At 66.0% G+C, this 13,975-nt stretch carries 15 protein-coding genes; 10 read left to right on the top strand and 5 right to left on the bottom strand.

Annotated features, from left to right (window positions below):
• Window positions 1-220 precede the first annotated feature (220 nt).
• From adk to ACK2SD_RS19220, 6 genes are all read left to right on the top strand, one after another.
• A complete protein-coding gene (gene adk, locus ACK2SD_RS19245; RefSeq protein ID WP_039575810.1) occupies window positions 221-871 on the top strand; it encodes an adenylate kinase in 651 nt (216 codons plus the stop codon).
• A gap of 89 nt (window positions 872-960) precedes the next feature.
• Window positions 961-1,629 (top strand): tRNA (adenosine(37)-N6)-threonylcarbamoyltransferase complex dimerization subunit type 1 TsaB, encoded by a 669-nt coding sequence (gene tsaB, locus ACK2SD_RS19240; RefSeq protein ID WP_295481292.1) that lies wholly within the window; start codon window positions 961-963, stop codon window positions 1,627-1,629.
• 129 nt (window positions 1,630-1,758) lie between these two features.
• Window positions 1,759-2,049, top strand: a complete 291-nt coding sequence (locus ACK2SD_RS19235) for a hypothetical protein (protein ID WP_029613483.1) — start codon at window positions 1,759-1,761, stop codon at window positions 2,047-2,049.
• 3 nt (window positions 2,050-2,052) lie between these two features.
• Window positions 2,053-2,922 (top strand): DUF72 domain-containing protein, encoded by an 870-nt coding sequence (locus ACK2SD_RS19230; RefSeq protein WP_039575817.1) that lies wholly within the window; start codon window positions 2,053-2,055, stop codon window positions 2,920-2,922.
• Window positions 2,923-2,953: 31 nt separating this feature from the next.
• Complete coding sequence (locus tag ACK2SD_RS19225) at window positions 2,954-3,784, top strand: isocitrate lyase/PEP mutase family protein (protein ID WP_412460597.1); 831 nt, start codon at window positions 2,954-2,956, stop codon at window positions 3,782-3,784.
• A 5-nt stretch (window positions 3,785-3,789) separates the two neighbouring features.
• Window positions 3,790-4,479: an extensin family protein gene (locus ACK2SD_RS19220; RefSeq protein WP_412460596.1), complete on the top strand. Its 690-nt coding sequence runs from the start codon at window positions 3,790-3,792 to the stop codon at window positions 4,477-4,479.
• A 1-nt stretch (window position 4,480) separates the two neighbouring features.
• Here the strand turns inward: ACK2SD_RS19220 and ACK2SD_RS19215 are convergent, their stop codons facing one another.
• Window positions 4,481-5,104, bottom strand: a complete 624-nt coding sequence (locus ACK2SD_RS19215; protein ID WP_317871256.1) for an energy transducer TonB — start codon at window positions 5,102-5,104, stop codon at window positions 4,481-4,483.
• A 94-nt stretch (window positions 5,105-5,198) separates the two neighbouring features.
• Between ACK2SD_RS19215 and ACK2SD_RS19210 the strand changes: the two genes are divergently transcribed.
• Window positions 5,199-5,987 (top strand): class I SAM-dependent methyltransferase, encoded by a 789-nt coding sequence (locus ACK2SD_RS19210; RefSeq protein ID WP_412460595.1) that lies wholly within the window; start codon window positions 5,199-5,201, stop codon window positions 5,985-5,987.
• Window positions 5,988-6,015: 28 nt separating this feature from the next.
• Here ACK2SD_RS19210 and ACK2SD_RS19205 read toward each other — a convergent pair whose 3' ends face one another.
• Window positions 6,016-6,651 (bottom strand): TetR/AcrR family transcriptional regulator, encoded by a 636-nt coding sequence (locus ACK2SD_RS19205; protein ID WP_116887671.1) that lies wholly within the window; start codon window positions 6,649-6,651, stop codon window positions 6,016-6,018.
• Window positions 6,652-6,809: 158 nt separating this feature from the next.
• Between ACK2SD_RS19205 and ACK2SD_RS19200 the strand changes: the two genes are divergently transcribed.
• Together ACK2SD_RS19200 and ACK2SD_RS19195 are read left to right on the top strand one after the other, a co-directional pair.
• On the top strand, window positions 6,810-7,907 hold the full coding sequence (locus tag ACK2SD_RS19200; RefSeq protein WP_317871253.1) for an efflux RND transporter periplasmic adaptor subunit: 1,098 nt from the start codon (window positions 6,810-6,812) through the stop codon (window positions 7,905-7,907).
• A 6-nt stretch (window positions 7,908-7,913) separates the two neighbouring features.
• On the top strand, window positions 7,914-10,976 hold the full coding sequence (locus ACK2SD_RS19195; protein ID WP_412460594.1) for an efflux RND transporter permease subunit: 3,063 nt from the start codon (window positions 7,914-7,916) through the stop codon (window positions 10,974-10,976).
• Between the two features lie 36 nt (window positions 10,977-11,012).
• Here ACK2SD_RS19195 and ACK2SD_RS19190 read toward each other — a convergent pair whose 3' ends face one another.
• From ACK2SD_RS19190 to ACK2SD_RS19180, 3 genes are all read right to left on the bottom strand, one after another.
• On the bottom strand, window positions 11,013-11,705 hold the full coding sequence (locus ACK2SD_RS19190) for a pseudouridine synthase (protein ID WP_412460593.1): 693 nt from the start codon (window positions 11,703-11,705) through the stop codon (window positions 11,013-11,015).
• Between the two features lie 9 nt (window positions 11,706-11,714).
• Window positions 11,715-11,936 (bottom strand): cysteine-rich CWC family protein, encoded by a 222-nt coding sequence (locus tag ACK2SD_RS19185; RefSeq protein WP_039575835.1) that lies wholly within the window; start codon window positions 11,934-11,936, stop codon window positions 11,715-11,717.
• A 96-nt stretch (window positions 11,937-12,032) separates the two neighbouring features.
• Window positions 12,033-13,154 (bottom strand): enoyl-CoA hydratase/isomerase family protein, encoded by a 1,122-nt coding sequence (locus tag ACK2SD_RS19180; RefSeq protein WP_412460592.1) that lies wholly within the window; start codon window positions 13,152-13,154, stop codon window positions 12,033-12,035.
• 128 nt (window positions 13,155-13,282) lie between these two features.
• On the opposite strand from ACK2SD_RS19180, the gene ung reads away from it, so the two are divergent.
• Window positions 13,283-13,975, top strand: coding sequence for a uracil-DNA glycosylase (gene ung, locus ACK2SD_RS19175; protein WP_029613490.1), 693 nt, complete (start codon window positions 13,283-13,285; stop codon window positions 13,973-13,975).

Raw genomic sequence — 13,975 nt, 5'->3', positions numbered from 1 at the left:
CTCGCAGGGCGGTGCGGGGTGCGGTTGCGAGGGGCGCAACCCGCACTGAAAAGGGGCGTGGCACGCCGGTCCGTGCCACTTTCGCACGCTTGTCTGGCTGACGGGCGCTGTGTATCTTGAGCAGCCTTTTGACCGATTTTCCGGTCTATCCGATTTTCCGGACTTGGCCCTGAACCGCCGAATCCACTGTTTTGCTATAAAAAAATATGAGGAGCACAAGATGCGCGTAATTCTGCTGGGAGCTCCCGGGGCCGGTAAAGGTACTCAGGCAAAGTTCATCACCGAAAAGTTCGGTATTCCGCAAATCTCCACGGGCGACATGCTGCGTGCCGCGGTCAAGGCCGGTACCCCGCTGGGCCTGGAGTTGAAGAAAGTCATGGATGCCGGTCAACTGGTCTCCGACGAACTCATCATCGGTCTGGTCAAGGAGCGCATCGCTCAGCCAGATTGCAAAAATGGCTGCCTGTTCGATGGCTTCCCACGGACCATCCCGCAGGCTGAAGCCATGGTCGCGGCAGGCGTGGACATCGATGCCGTGGTGGAAATCGCCGTGGACGACGAAGAGATCGTCGGGCGCATGGCCGGTCGCCGCGTTCACCTGGCTTCGGGTCGCACCTACCACATCCAGTACAACCCGCCGAAGGTCGAGGGCAAGGACGACGTCACTGGCGAGGAGCTGATCCAGCGCGACGACGACAAGGAAGAGACCGTGCGTCATCGCCTGTCGGTCTATCACACCCAGACCAAACCGCTGGTGGACTTCTATCAGAAGCTGTCTGCCGCGAATGACGGCAAGCCCAAGTACGCCCATATCGCAGGTGTCGGCTCGGTCGAGTCGATCACCGCCAAGGTACTGCAAGCCCTGAGCTGATCGTCCCTTGCAGTGCACCACGGCCCGCTTGCGGGCCGTAGTCGTTTATACTGCCGGCCTTTTCCCTTTCGCCTTTGGATACACGTTCGATGACCACCCTGCTGGCCCTGGATACCGCCACCGAAGCCTGTTCCGTCGCCCTGCTGCATGACGGCCAGGTGACCAGCCACTACGAGGTGATTCCGCGCCAGCATGCGCAGAAGCTGCTGCCGATGATCAAGCAATTGTTGGCTGACGCCGGGGTGGCCCTGAACGCGGTGGACGCCATCGCCTTCGGCCGCGGGCCGGGCGCCTTCACCGGCGTGCGCATCGCCATTGGCGTGGTCCAAGGCCTGGCATTCGCCCTGCAGCGTCCGGTGCTGCCGGTGTCCAACCTGGCGGCGCTGGCCCAGGGCGCGTTGCGTCAGCACGGCGTGCAGCAGGTGGCGGCGGCCATCGATGCGCGTATGGACGAGGTGTACTGGGGCTGCTATCAGGCCCAGGGCGACGAAATGCGTCTGCTGGCACCGGAACGCGTGATTGCCCCTGAACAGGTGGTGTTGCCTCAGGGCGGTCAGTGGTTTGGCGCCGGCACCGGCTGGGGCTACGGCGAGCGACTGGCGGTTCAGGTGGCCAGCCACGACGCCCAGGCCTTGCCCCATGCCCAGGACATCCTCAGCCTCGCCGCGCATGCCTGGGCGCGCGGCGAAGCGGTGGCCGCCGACCAGGCGCAGCCGGTGTATCTGCGCGACAACGTGGCCACACCAAAGGCGCGCTGAGTGCAGTTCGTCGGCTATTGCGGTTCGAGATAAACATTTGGCAAAAACTGTGGTCCAGTTATCACGGCCGCGTTGGTGATGGATGCCGGATGCTGCTAGATTGCCATTACTGTTTCTGAGTATGCCCTCATGCGCATCGACGGATTCTCCTCACAGCCGTACCCGGTCAAGCGCCCCCCGCGCAAGGGGCCGGTGCGCGACGAGTCGATCGAAGACGCGCAGCTCGTCGAGGACGACGATGAAGCGGTGCAGGTCGCCCGCGCCCAGCGCCGCAGCGCTGGCCTGCCGGCCCGCCAGCAGGACATGATCTTCCCTCGGGCGCGTGATCGTCGCACGGCGACCGCCTTGGCCAGCTACCTGAGCACCGCCGGCTTCAGCGACTGGGAGATGGAAGTGCTGGGGCTCGACCTGTACATTTGAGCGATGAGCCCATCGCCACTGCCTTACCACCTCGGATGCCCGTCCTGGAGCGAAAACGCCTGGCGCGAGTACCTCTACCCCGTCGATTCGCGATCCCCGCAGTTTCTCGGGCTGTACTGCCAGGTGTTCAACGCTGTCGAGGGTAACACCACCTTCTATGCCCGCCCTGCACCCGCCACGGTCGAGCGTTGGGCGCAGTCGATGCCTGCAGGCTTCCGCTTCACCGCCAAGTTTCCCCGCGAGGTCAGCCACTGCGACGATCTGCGTCAGCAACTGGACTCGGCCGCCGACTTCACTCGCCTGTTGGCGCCGCTGGGCGAACGGGTATCGCCTTACTGGCTGCAACTGCCGGCATCCTTCGGGCCGGGACGTCTGGCCGAACTGAGCCAGTTCCTCGACGACATCGGCGTGCCCGTGGCGGTGGAGGTGCGCAACGATGCGTTTTTCGCCCGAGGCGACGAAGAACGGTTGCTTAACCGGCTGTTGCACGCGCGCGGGGTGGAGCGTATCTGCCTGGATTCGCGGGCATTGTTCAGTTGCACGTCGCGCTCGCCCGAGGTGCTGCACGCGCAGTCGAAGAAACCCAAGGTGCCGCCTCGGCCCGCAGCGTTCAGTCAGCATCCGCAGGTGCGCTTCATTGGCCATCCCGAACTGGACGCCAACGATCCATTCCTCACGCCTTGGGTGGACAAGATCGCCGAATGGATCGAGCAAGGGCGCTGCCCGTACATGTTCCTGCACACTGCCGACAACCGCCTGGCCGCCGCCCTGGCGCAGCGTTTTCACCAGCGTTTGATGACGCGCTTGCCGGGCCTGGCCGCGTTACCGGAATTGCCTCGTGCGCCTGAGGTCGAACAACTGGGACTGCTCTGACACCCCCTTTGACCCTCCCGGAGACGTGATCATGGATGTGCAAACCCTGCGAGCCGAAGCCTTCAAGGCGCTCCACGCGCGCGATGGCGCTTTCGTCATCGCCAATCCCTGGGATGCGGGCTCGGCACGGATGCTGGCGTCGCTCGGCTTCGAGGCCCTGGCCACCACCAGTGCGGGGCTGGCCTTCAGCCTGGGACGGCCGGATGCCGAAGGTGCCCTAGGCTTGGACGAAGTGCTCGACAACGCCAGGGGTATCGTCGACGCCACCGCGCTGCCCGTCTCCGCCGACCTGGAGAACGGCTTCGGCGACGCGCCGCAGGACTGCGCCAACGCCATTCTGCGCGCCGCTGAAGTGGGCCTGGTGGGCGCTTCGATCGAAGACGCCAGCGGCCGGGCCGATGCGCCGATCTACGAGTTCGCTCTGTCGTTGGAACGGGTGCGCGCGGCGGTCCAGGCCGCGCGCAGCTTGCCGTTTGCTTTCACGCTATGTGCCCGCGCCGAGAACCTGCTGCACGGGCGCATGGACCTCGATGACACCATTGGCCGTCTGCAGGCGTACGCCGAGGCCGGGGCCGATGTGGTGTACGCACCGGGACTGCGCAGCGTCGAGGAAATCCGTGCGGTGGTGCAGGCAGTGGCGCCGACGCCGGTGAACGTACTCATGGGGCTGGCGGGAGTACCGCTGTGCGTCAATCAGTTACAGGACCTCGGCGTGCGTCGCATCAGCGTCGGTTCGTCGCTGGCGCGTGCGGCGCTGGGCGCCTTCCAGCGGGCAGCGCTGGAGATTCGTGATCAGGGCACGTTCAGCTACGCCGAACAGGCGATGCCGTTCGACGCGCTCAACGACTTGCTGCGCCGCTGACTCGCGTGCGTCTGATCGCGCTGCTGCTCGGCGCCCTGTTGCTGGTCGGCGCGCAGGCTTGGTATCTGGGCTGGCGACCACCTGCGCCGTGGAATCCCTGGGCGCCGCTGGATGTGCGGCAGCCGCCGAACCTGCTGACCGCCTGGAAACTCTCGCGCCTGCGCGATGACCCGGCGCTTTGCCGTCAAGCGCTGGAAACCTCTGCGCTGCGTTATCGGGCGCAGGCCGACAGCCCGGCCTCAGCCGGTTGTCCTTTGCGCAATGTCTGGCGTGTGGAAAGCGGTGAGGCACGCTTGAGCAGCAGTTTCATCGCCAGTTGCCCGCTGGCAGTGGCCTATGCGCTGTTCGAGATCCACGGTCTGCAGCCGGCCGCGCAGCGGGTGTTCGGGCAGCCGGTCACGCAGGTGGACCACCTGGGCAGTTTCGCTTGCCGCAATGTGTACCACCGGGCACAAGGCAGGCTCAGTCAGCACGCCACGGCAAACGCCCTGGACATCAGCGGCTTTCGTTTGAAAGATGGCCAGCGCATCGTGCTGGCGCGCGACTGGCAAGCGGGCGGAGCCAAGGCGCAGTTTCTGCGCGAGGTGCGCGATGCGGCGTGCGCCAGTTTCAGTGGCGTACTAGGGCCGGACTACAACGCCGCCCACGCCAATCACTTCCATGTGGACATGGGACGCTGGCAGGTCTGTCGCTGATTCAGGCGTAGGCGCGCACGTTGTTCAGCACCACCGGTCGCGCCCAGTGGGTATCGAATTCCAGCGCGTTCTGCTGTTGGGCCAGGGTGGACGCGTCGAAGGGTTCTGCTGCGGGCTCGAGCAACTGCGGCTCCAGCTCGGCGATCGGCAGGTGCAGCGGGCGCGGTGAGGGCGCAGGGCCTGGGGCGGGAAGGGGATGGCCCTGGCTCATCACCCGTGGCCGCAGCCAACTGCCGTCGAGGTCGAGCTGGCGCTGCTGCTCGATCAGTTCGCTGGCGCTGAACGGCTCCGGCGCAGGCGGCAGCAGGTTGGCCTCCAGCTCCGCCTTGGGCAGGAACAGCGGCTCGGGCGGACGCACTTCGTGGTCCTGCACGGGCAGCGCACGCTGGATTTCGATCAAGGCCAGCGCCTTGGCACCGCCCAGGGGTTCGCCGCTATCGTGATCGTACTGGCGGGTCAGCGCCTGGCTGAAGCTGTCCTGCTCTTCCTCGGAGCGCTCGGCCATGGCGCGGGCGAAGAAGTCCTGCCACAGGTGGCTGACGCCGCCCAGGGCTTGGGAATTCTGCCGACCGTAGTTGCCGACAGGCGACAAGTAGGTCAAACCGATGGGAAGAGTTTCTGACATGGCAAGTCGCGCGCGTTGTGCTCTGGCAGAATAGCGGATAGAGCTTCTATCGGCCGTGGCCGGGGTTTCATTAATTTTTTCGAGTGCAGGTGGCATGGCAGAGCAAGCGCAGGGCGCAGGTATCAGGGTCGAGGCAATGTCGGCGCCGTTTCACAGTCAGGCGCAGGCGTGGTCGCAGCGCCTGGGCCTGCCGTTGGTGGATGACGCGGCGGCGTTCGCCCTGCAGGTCGGTGCCGAGGGGCTGCAGTTGCAGCAATTAGGGCCGCAGGCACCGGGCGCGGTGCGCGTGGACTTTGTCGAAGGTCAGGCAGCCCACCGCCGGCTGTTCGGCGGTGGCAGCGGGCAGATGATCGCCAAGGCGGTGGGCATCGCTCAGGGTGTGCGGCCGCGGGTGCTGGATGCCACGGCCGGTTTGGGCAAGGATGCCTTCGTGCTGGCCAGCCTGGGCTGCCAGATGACCCTGATCGAGCGCCAGCCGCTGATCGCAGCATTGCTCGAAGATGGTCTGGCGCGAGGGCGTTCGGACGCTGAAGTGGCGTCGATCATCGAACGCATGCACCTGCTGACGGGTAACGCCATCGCGCACATGGGCGGATGGCAGGGTGAGGCGCCGCAGGTGATCTACCTCGACCCGATGTTCCCTCATCGCGACAAGAGCGCCTTGGTGAAGAAGGAAATGCGCGTGTTCCGTCCCTTGGTCGGCGACGACCTGGACGCTCCGGCGCTGCTCGAAGCGGCCCTTGCACTGGCGAGCCATCGCGTGGTGGTCAAGCGTCCGCGCAAGGCGCCGATCATCGACGGACCCAAGCCGAGTCACAGCCTGGAAGGCAAGTCCAGCCGCTATGACATCTACCCCAAGAAGGCGCTCAAGCCCCAGGCTTGATTCGACCGTGAAGCAGGGCGCGACCCGTTCAGGACTCGCGCCGATACGCACGCATGAACAGCGCCACCACCTCGCGCAGATGCACCTCGGCCTCTTCGCCGGCCAATGGCGGCGCGCAACCGAGCAGCAAGCGGTAATCCGGCGCCCCCTTGACCAGGCAGAAGAAGTGCTCCGCCGCCCTGTCGGGACGGTCGATGGCCAGCATCGACCGTGCATCGACCTCCCGCAGCAACCCTTCCATGCCAGCCAGTACCCGCCTGGGCCCTGCCTCGTAGAAAAACTGCCCCAGCCGAGGGTCTTGATTACCCAAGGCCATGATCAGCCGTGTCAGCTTGACCGACTCGTCATTACTGATCAGCGCCTGGAAACCACGGGCTATGCTCAGCAGGACGTCTTCGAGGGAGGCGCCCTCAGGCAGCTCGAAGATCAGGTCAGGCAGTTGCGTCTGGCAAGTCGCCATGACCGCCGTGCCGAACAGCGTCTGTTTGTCGTTGAAGTGGCTGTAGACCGTGAGTTTTGAAACACCTGCCGCCGCAGCGACCGCATCCATGCTGGTGTTGGCGTAGCCAAGGCTGAGGAACAGCGACTTGGCGGCTTCGAGGATGGCGTCGCGCTTGGCGAGATCCTTGGGCCGGCCAGGGCCTGTGGGTGCGTCGATGGGCATTGCAGTCCTTGTTTGTCCGAGGTGGCGCTCATCTTACCGGGTCATGCGGTCAATACGATTTTTCTCTAGGGCAACGGCTTCCCCGGTTCGGTTCCCTGACTTAATATACCCGCCAGTTCAATTATTAGAAGCGTCCCCTGCCAGGAAGGTCCGTCATCATGTTGCGTCACGCCTCGCCTCTGTTGTCGCTCGCTTGTGTCCTGCTGCTCACTGCCTGTGGCGCGGAGGTCGCGACGCCCGTCGCTCCGCGTCCGGCCCTGGTGATTCAGCCCCAGCCTGCCGTCGCCGCTGCCGACAGCTACCCCGGAGAAGTGCGCGCCCGCTTCGAACCGGCGCTGGCGTTTCGCATTGCCGGCAAGGTGAGCAAGCGCCTGGTGGAGGAGGGGCAGCGGGTCAAGGCCGACCAGCCACTGGCTGAGTTGGACCCGCAAGACGTGCGCCTGCAACTGGATGCGAGCCGTGCCCAGTTGGCAGCGGCCGAGGCCAACCTGGCGCTGGTCCGTGCCGAGCGCGATCGCTATCAGCGCCTGATCGACCGGCAGATGGTCAGCCGCTCCCAGTACGACAACGCCGAGAACCTCTACCGGGCCGGGCTCGCTCGCCTGAAGCAGGCCAAGGCCGAGGTCGATGTGGCCGGTAACCAGGCCGCCTACGCAGTGCTGCGTGCGCCGCAGGACGGGGTGATCGCCCAGCGTCTGGTCGAGGTCGGCCAGGTGGTGGCGCCGGGGCAGACGGTCTTCACCCTGGCTGCCGATGGCGAGCGGGAAGTGGCCATCGGCTTGCCGGAGCAGCAGTTCGCCCGTTTCGCCGTCGGCCAGCCGGTCAGCGTCGAGCTGTGGTCGCAGCCCGGCCAACGCTTCGTTGGCCGCATTCGCGAGCTGTCGCCAGCGGCCGATCCACGCTCGCGTACTTTCGCCGCGCGGGTGGCGTTCGCCTCCACCTCGATCCCCGCGCAGTTGGGGCAGAGCGCCAAGGTGTACATCGCCGGCGCCGAACGCTCGCCGCTGTCGGTGCCGCTCTCGGCCGTCACTGCCGAGCAGGGACAGGCTTATGTCTGGCGGGTCGGTCGCGACCATCGGGTGCAACGCGCTCCGGTGCGCATCGGGCCTTATGGCGCCGAGAGCGTGCCGGTGCTGGCCGGGCTCGACGCGGGTGACTGGGTGGTTGCCGCTGGCGGTCATGTGTTGCGCGAGGGCCAGGAGGTGAGGCCGGTGGATCGCAGCAACCGAGGGGTAGACCTGGCGGCCAAGGAGTAAGTCGCGATGGGGTTCAATCTCTCCGCCTGGGCGTTGCGCAATCGCCAGATCGTCCTGTTCCTGATGATTCTGCTCGCAGCCATCGGTGCTGTGTCCTACACCAAGCTGGGACAGAGCGAGGATCCGCCCTTCACCTTCAAGGCCATGGTCATTCGTACCCTCTGGCCGGGCGCTACCGCCGAAGAAGTGGCCCGACAGGTCACCGAGCGCATCGAGAAGAAGCTGATGGAGACCGGCGAGTACGACAAAATCATCTCGTCCTCGCGCCCCGGCGAATCCCAGGTCACCTTCATGGCCCGTGACTCGCTGCATTCGGCCGACATCCCGGCGCTGTGGTATCAGGTCCGCAAGAAGATCGCGGACATCCGCCACACCTTGCCGCCCGAGGTTCAGGGACCGTTCTTCAACGACGAGTTCGGTACCACCTTCGGCAACATCTATGCGCTCAGTGGCGAGGGCTTCGACTACGCCGTGCTCAAGGACTATGCCGATCGCATCCAGATCCAGTTGCAGCGGGTCAGGGACGTGGGCAAGGTCGAATTGCTCGGCTTGCAGGACGAAAAGATCTGGATCGAACTGTCCAACACCAAGCTGGCCACTCTGGGCCTGTCGCTGGCTGCCGTGCAACAGGCACTTCAGGAGCAGAACGCGGTGAGCACCGCAGGCTTCTTCGAAACGCCCAGCGAGCGCCTGCAACTGCGGGTCAGCGGGCGCTTCGACAGTGTCGAGCAGATCCGCCAGTTCCCCCTGCGGGTGGGCGAGCGCACGCTGCGCATCGGCGACGTGGCCGACGTGCACCGGGGGTTCAACGACCCGCCCGCACCGCGCATGCGCTTCATGGGCGAGAATGCCATCGGCCTGGCGGTGTCGATGAAGGACGGCGGCGACATTTTGGTGCTGGGCAAGGCGTTGCAGGCCGAGTTCACCCGGCTGGCGCAGAACCTGCCGCTGGGCATGGAGTTGCGCAAGGTCTCGGACCAGCCCGCAGCGGTCAAGGCCGGGGTCGGCGAATTCGTCCAAGTGCTGGTCGAGGCATTGGTCATCGTCCTGCTGGTCAGCTTCTTCTCCCTGGGCCTGCGCACCGGCCTGGTGGTGGCACTGGCCATTCCGCTGGTGCTGGCGATGACCTTCGCCACCATGCACTACCTCGGCATCGGCTTGCACAAGATATCCCTGGGCGCGCTGGTGCTGGCCTTGGGCTTGCTGGTGGACGACGCGATCATCGCGGTGGAAATGATGGCGATCAAGATGGAGCAGGGCTTCGACCGGCTCAAGGCGGCCAGCTACGCGTGGTCCAGCACGGCCTTCCCGATGCTCACCGGCACCCTGATCACCGCAGCGGGGTTCTTGCCCATCGCCACCGCAGCCTCGAGCACCGGGGAGTACACCCGTTCGATCTTTCAGGTCGTGACCATCGCACTGCTGACTTCATGGATCGTCGCCGTGCTGTTCGTGCCCTACCTGGGTGACCGGCTGCTGCCGGACCTGGCCAAGCGGCATGCCGCGCAGGGCGCTCAGCACGGTCCCGATCCCTACGCCACACCGTTCTATCGGCGCGTACGGGCGGTGGTGCAGTGGTGCGTACGCCGGCGCAAGACGGTGATCCTGCTGACCCTGGCGGCGTTCGTCGGCAGCCTGCTGTTGTTCCGCTTCGTGCCGCAGCAGTTCTTCCCGGCCTCCGCGCGCCCGGAGCTGATGATCGACCTGAAGCTGGCCGAAGGCGCTTCGCTGGCCAACACCACCGAACAGGTCGAGCGCCTGGAGGCACTGCTCAAGCAGCAGCCGGGCATCGACAACTACGTGGCCTACGTCGGTACCGGCTCGCCGCGCTACTACCTGCCGCTGGACCAGCAATTGCCGGCCACCAGCTTTGCCCAGTTCGTGGTGCTGGCCAAGTCGCTGGAGGACCGCGAGGTTCTGCGCCGCTGGGCCATCGCCACACTCGACGACGAGTTCCCGCAGTTGCGCTGGCGCGTCACACGGTTGGAGAACGGCCCGCCGGTGGGCTACCCGGTGCAGTTCCGGGTGACCGGCGAGCACATCGACCAGGTGCGCGCCCTGGCCCGCGAAGTGGCGGTCAAGGTGCGCGACAACCCGCACCTGGTCAACGTGCATCTGGACTGGGAGGAGCCGAGCAAAGCGGTGTTCCTGGCGATCGACCAGGACCGCGCCCGCGCCCTGGGCGTGAGCACCGCGCAGTTGTCCAGCTTCCTGCAGAGCGCCTTGAGCGGCAGCACGGTGAGCCAGTACCGCGAAGACAACGAACTGATCGAGATCTTGGTGCGCGGCACCGCCGAGACGCGTCGCGACCTGGGCAGCCTGTCCAGCCTCGCGGTGCCTACCGACAACGGCCGCAGCGTGGCGCTGTCACAGATCGCCACTTTGGAGTATGGCTTCGAAGAGGGCGTGATCTGGCACCGCAATCGCCTGCCGACGGTCACCGTGCGCGGTGATATCTATGGTAAGGAGCAGCCCGACAGCCTGGTCCGGCAGATTCTGCCGACCTTGCAGTCAGTACGTGAGCACCTGCCGGACGGCTACCTGCTGGAGGTCGGCGGCACGGTCGAGGACGCCGAGCGTGGCCAGCGTTCGGTGAATGCCGGCATGCCGTTGTTCATCGTGGTGGTGCTGACCCTGCTGATGGTCCAGCTGCGCAGTTTCTCGCGTACGCTGATGGTGTTCCTCACCGCGCCCTTGGGGCTGATCGGCGTGACCCTGTTCCTGCTGGTGTTCCGCCAGCCGTTCGGCTTCGTGGCGATGCTCGGCACCATCGCGCTGGCCGGCATGATCATGCGCAACTCGGTGATCCTGGTGGACCAGATCGAGCAGGACATCGCCGCCGGCCTGGACCGCTGGCAGGCGATCATCGAAGCCACCGTACGTCGGTTCCGGCCCATCGTGCTGACGGCGCTGGCCGCAGTGCTGGCGATGATCCCGCTGTCGCGCAGCGTGTTCTACGGGCCGATGGCCGTGGCGATCATGGGCGGGCTGATCGTCGCCACGGCGCTGACGTTGCTGTTCCTGCCGGCGTTGTATGCCGCGTGGTTCAGGGTCAAGAAAGGCGACTGAGCATGATGCCCCTTGAATGGGATCGATGCAGTCGGCTCACACCGCCGCGATCTCATCGGCGGTCAGCAGTCTGAAAGCACCAGGCGCCAGGTCCGGGTCCAGCGTGATCGGGCCCATGCGCTCTCGGTGCAGGGCGATCACCTTGTTGTCGAAGTGCCCGAACATGCGCTTGACCTGGTGATAGCGCCCTTCGACGATCGCCAGTCGTGCGTTGCGCGGGCCGAGGATCTCGAGCTGGGCGGGCAGGGTGGTGAGGTCTTCGAACGCGAAGTACAGGCCGGCGCGGAAAGTCTCGATGTAGTGCGCGCCGATCTCGTCTTCGGTCTGCACGTGGTAGACCTTGGGCAGCTTGGTCTGCGGTTGGGTCAGGCGTCGCGACCACTGCCCGTCGTTGGTCAACAGCATCAGGCCGGTGGTGTTGTAGTCCAGGCGCCCGGCGATGTGCAGGTCGTCACGCAGTTGCGGGGGCAGTAACTCCAGTACGGTGGGGTGTTGCGGATCGCGTGTGGCGCTGACGCACCCGGCGGGCTTGTTGAGCATCAGGTAACGCGCTGCGCGTCCCGCCTGCAAGACCTGCTCGGCCACTTCGACCTGGCTGAACTCGCGCACTTCATGGCGCGGATCGGTGACCGTCAGACCGTCCACGCGCACGCTGCGTTGCGCCAGCAGGATACGCACCTGTTGGCGGTTGTACTGGGGAAAGTTGGCCAGAAACCGGTCCACGCGCATGGCGGGCGCTCAGTCGTGTTGCCGCGTGGCCGCGGCCTTGAGTTGCTCATCCACCGCGGCGCAGCGCGGGCACAGGCAGGATCGGTTGCGCAGCTCGGCGGGCAAGGCTTGGAGCAGCGCAGGATCGATGCTGACGCTGTAGCACCAGCAGGCCTGGGTGGCGCTGCGGGGGTCGGCCAGTGCGCACTGGTTGGCGGCGCCACAGGCGGGGCAGCGTTGAGGGTCGTGCATGAGCGGGTCCGCAAAGTCATGTCTGGGGGCAGGCAGGCGCGCAGTATAGCGGCTACAGGCCGTGCCTCGCAGTGGCGTCATGCTTCAGGGATTGGCTCACAGGCCGGACGGTTGCTCCAGGTCGGCCAGCGGATGTGCGCCCTCCCACACGGGACTGAAGTGCGCCTGGACGACCGCCCCCGGCACCTGGCCGACGTCCGGCCAATGCCAGCGCGGCTGCTGGTCCTTGTCGATCAAGCGCGCGCGCACGCCTTCGCTGAATTCCGGGTGCCGGCAGCAGTTCAGGCTCATGGCGTACTCCATCTGGAACACCTGGGCCAGCGACAAGGTGCGGGCGCGCCGCAGTTGCTCCCAGAGCAGATGGCCGGTCAACGGGCAGCCCTGCTGCACGCGTTCGCCCGCGGCAGCCAGCAGCGGATCGGCGTGGCCTTGCAAGCCGCACACTGCACGCCAGGCCGCCACCGGATCGCAGACATCGAGCAAGGCGTCGATCTGCGCCCGACGCGGCAACCATTGCGGCTCGGGCAGCTCGGCGCGGGCCCGGTGCTGCTCGGCCCGCAGCAGGCTGCACAGCTGCAGTTCGGTCTGTTCCTGCCAGTTCAGTTGCAGCAGCTCGTCGATCAGCGCGTCCTGCTGCCCTTCGCCGAGAAAGCGGTCGGCCAGGCCCAGGTCGAGGGCGTCGCGGGCGTTGATCGGCGAGCCGGTCAGGCCCAGAAACAGTCCCAGCTTGCCCGGCAGTCGACTGAGGAACCCACTGGCCCCGACATCCGGGTACAGGCCAATGCTCACCTCCGGCATCGCCAGGCGCGTACTGGGCGTGACGATGCGCAAGTTGGCGCCCTGCAACAGGCCCATGCCGCCCCCCAGCACATGGCCGTGTCCCCAGCACAGCAGCGGCTTGGGGTAGGTGTGCAGCAGATGATCGAGACGGTACTCGCGTTCAAAGAAGGTCGCGGCCAGCGACGGCACGCCGCCGGGCGATTCGCGGCAGGCCTGGGCCAGGGCGCGGACGTCGCCGCCGGCACAGAAGGCCTTGGCACCGTTGCCGCGCAGTAGCACGCAGACCACCCCCGGATCGTTCGCCCACTCGCGCAGGCGCGTGTCGAGCGCCTCGATCATGGGCAGGGTGAGGGCGTTGAGGGTCTTGGCGGCATCCAGTGTGGCGATGCCGAGACGGGCGCCATCGGCGCCGGTGAGTAGCTCGCAGTGAATCGACATGAACCACCTCGCGCGAATCGTCGCTCAAGTATGGCTCGCCTTGCCGATCCTGCCGGTCATCGGTCGGCGCGATTGACAAGCCGGCACGGCTTTCCTAGTGTCGCGCCTCACCGATTCAGGATGGCACCATGACCGACGACGATCGCATCAAGCTCGAACCCAGCTGGAAGGCTGCGCTGCGCGCCGAGTTCGACAAGCCCTACATGCATCAGTTGCGCGAATTTCTGCGCGGCGAATACGCTGCCGGCAAGCAGATCTATCCGCCCGGTCCGCTGATCTTCAATGCCCTAAACAGCACGCCGCTGGAGCAGGTCAAGGTGGTGATCCTCGGCCAGGACCCTTATCACGGTCCCGGCCAGGCCCATGGCCTGTGCTTCTCGGTCCAGCCCGGGGTGCCGACGCCGCCGTCGCTGGTGAACATCTACAAGGAACTGCAACGCGACCTGAATCTGCCGATCCCCACGCATGGCTACCTGCAGAGCTGGGCCGAACAGGGCGTGCTGCTGCTCAACACCACCATGACCGTCGAGCGCGCCAACGCTGCCTCGCACGCCAAGAAGGGCTGGGAGCACTTTACCGACCGCATCATCGAGGTGGTTAGTGAGCAGTGCGAAAGCGTGGTGTTCCTGCTCTGGGGCTCGCACGCGCAGAGCAAGCAGAAGCTGATCGACGGCACCCGTCACCTGGTGCTCAAGTCGGTGCACCCTTCGCCGCTGTCGGCGTACCGCGGCTTCTTCGGCTGCGGGCATTTCAGCCGCGCCAACAGCTTCCTCGAGCAGCGCGGGCTGACGCCCATTGACTGGGCCTTGCCGCCGCTGTGA

Origin of the sequence: Pseudomonas sp. SC11 (assembly GCF_047039205.1) — a bacterium.
Lineage (GTDB): Bacteria > Pseudomonadota > Gammaproteobacteria > Pseudomonadales > Pseudomonadaceae > Aquipseudomonas > Aquipseudomonas boreofloridensis.
Note: the sequence above shows the minus strand (reverse complement) of the source record. Positions and strands in the feature narration are given on the sequence as shown.

What these genes read in the sequence shown, in the direction of transcription:
- adk (WP_039575810.1), top strand. Translation starts at nt 221, where the DNA reads ATGCGCGTAATTCTGCTGGGAGCTCCCGGGGCCGGTAAAGGTACTCAG.
- tsaB (WP_295481292.1), top strand. Translation starts at nt 961, where the DNA reads ATGACCACCCTGCTGGCCCTGGATACCGCCACCGAAGCCTGTTCCGTC.
- ACK2SD_RS19235 (WP_029613483.1), top strand. Translation starts at nt 1,759, where the DNA reads ATGCGCATCGACGGATTCTCCTCACAGCCGTACCCGGTCAAGCGCCCC.
- ACK2SD_RS19230 (WP_039575817.1), top strand. Translation starts at nt 2,053, where the DNA reads ATGAGCCCATCGCCACTGCCTTACCACCTCGGATGCCCGTCCTGGAGC.
- ACK2SD_RS19225 (WP_412460597.1), top strand. Translation starts at nt 2,954, where the DNA reads ATGGATGTGCAAACCCTGCGAGCCGAAGCCTTCAAGGCGCTCCACGCG.
- ACK2SD_RS19215 (WP_317871256.1), bottom strand. Translation starts at nt 5,104, where the DNA reads ATGTCAGAAACTCTTCCCATCGGTTTGACCTACTTGTCGCCTGTCGGC.
- ACK2SD_RS19210 (WP_412460595.1), top strand. Translation starts at nt 5,199, where the DNA reads ATGGCAGAGCAAGCGCAGGGCGCAGGTATCAGGGTCGAGGCAATGTCG.
- ACK2SD_RS19205 (WP_116887671.1), bottom strand. Translation starts at nt 6,651, where the DNA reads ATGCCCATCGACGCACCCACAGGCCCTGGCCGGCCCAAGGATCTCGCC.
- ACK2SD_RS19200 (WP_317871253.1), top strand. Translation starts at nt 6,810, where the DNA reads ATGTTGCGTCACGCCTCGCCTCTGTTGTCGCTCGCTTGTGTCCTGCTG.
- ACK2SD_RS19195 (WP_412460594.1), top strand. Translation starts at nt 7,914, where the DNA reads ATGGGGTTCAATCTCTCCGCCTGGGCGTTGCGCAATCGCCAGATCGTC.
- ACK2SD_RS19190 (WP_412460593.1), bottom strand. Translation starts at nt 11,705, where the DNA reads ATGCGCGTGGACCGGTTTCTGGCCAACTTTCCCCAGTACAACCGCCAA.
- ACK2SD_RS19185 (WP_039575835.1), bottom strand. Translation starts at nt 11,936, where the DNA reads ATGCACGACCCTCAACGCTGCCCCGCCTGTGGCGCCGCCAACCAGTGC.
- ACK2SD_RS19180 (WP_412460592.1), bottom strand. Translation starts at nt 13,154, where the DNA reads ATGTCGATTCACTGCGAGCTACTCACCGGCGCCGATGGCGCCCGTCTC.
- ung (WP_029613490.1), top strand. Translation starts at nt 13,283, where the DNA reads ATGACCGACGACGATCGCATCAAGCTCGAACCCAGCTGGAAGGCTGCG.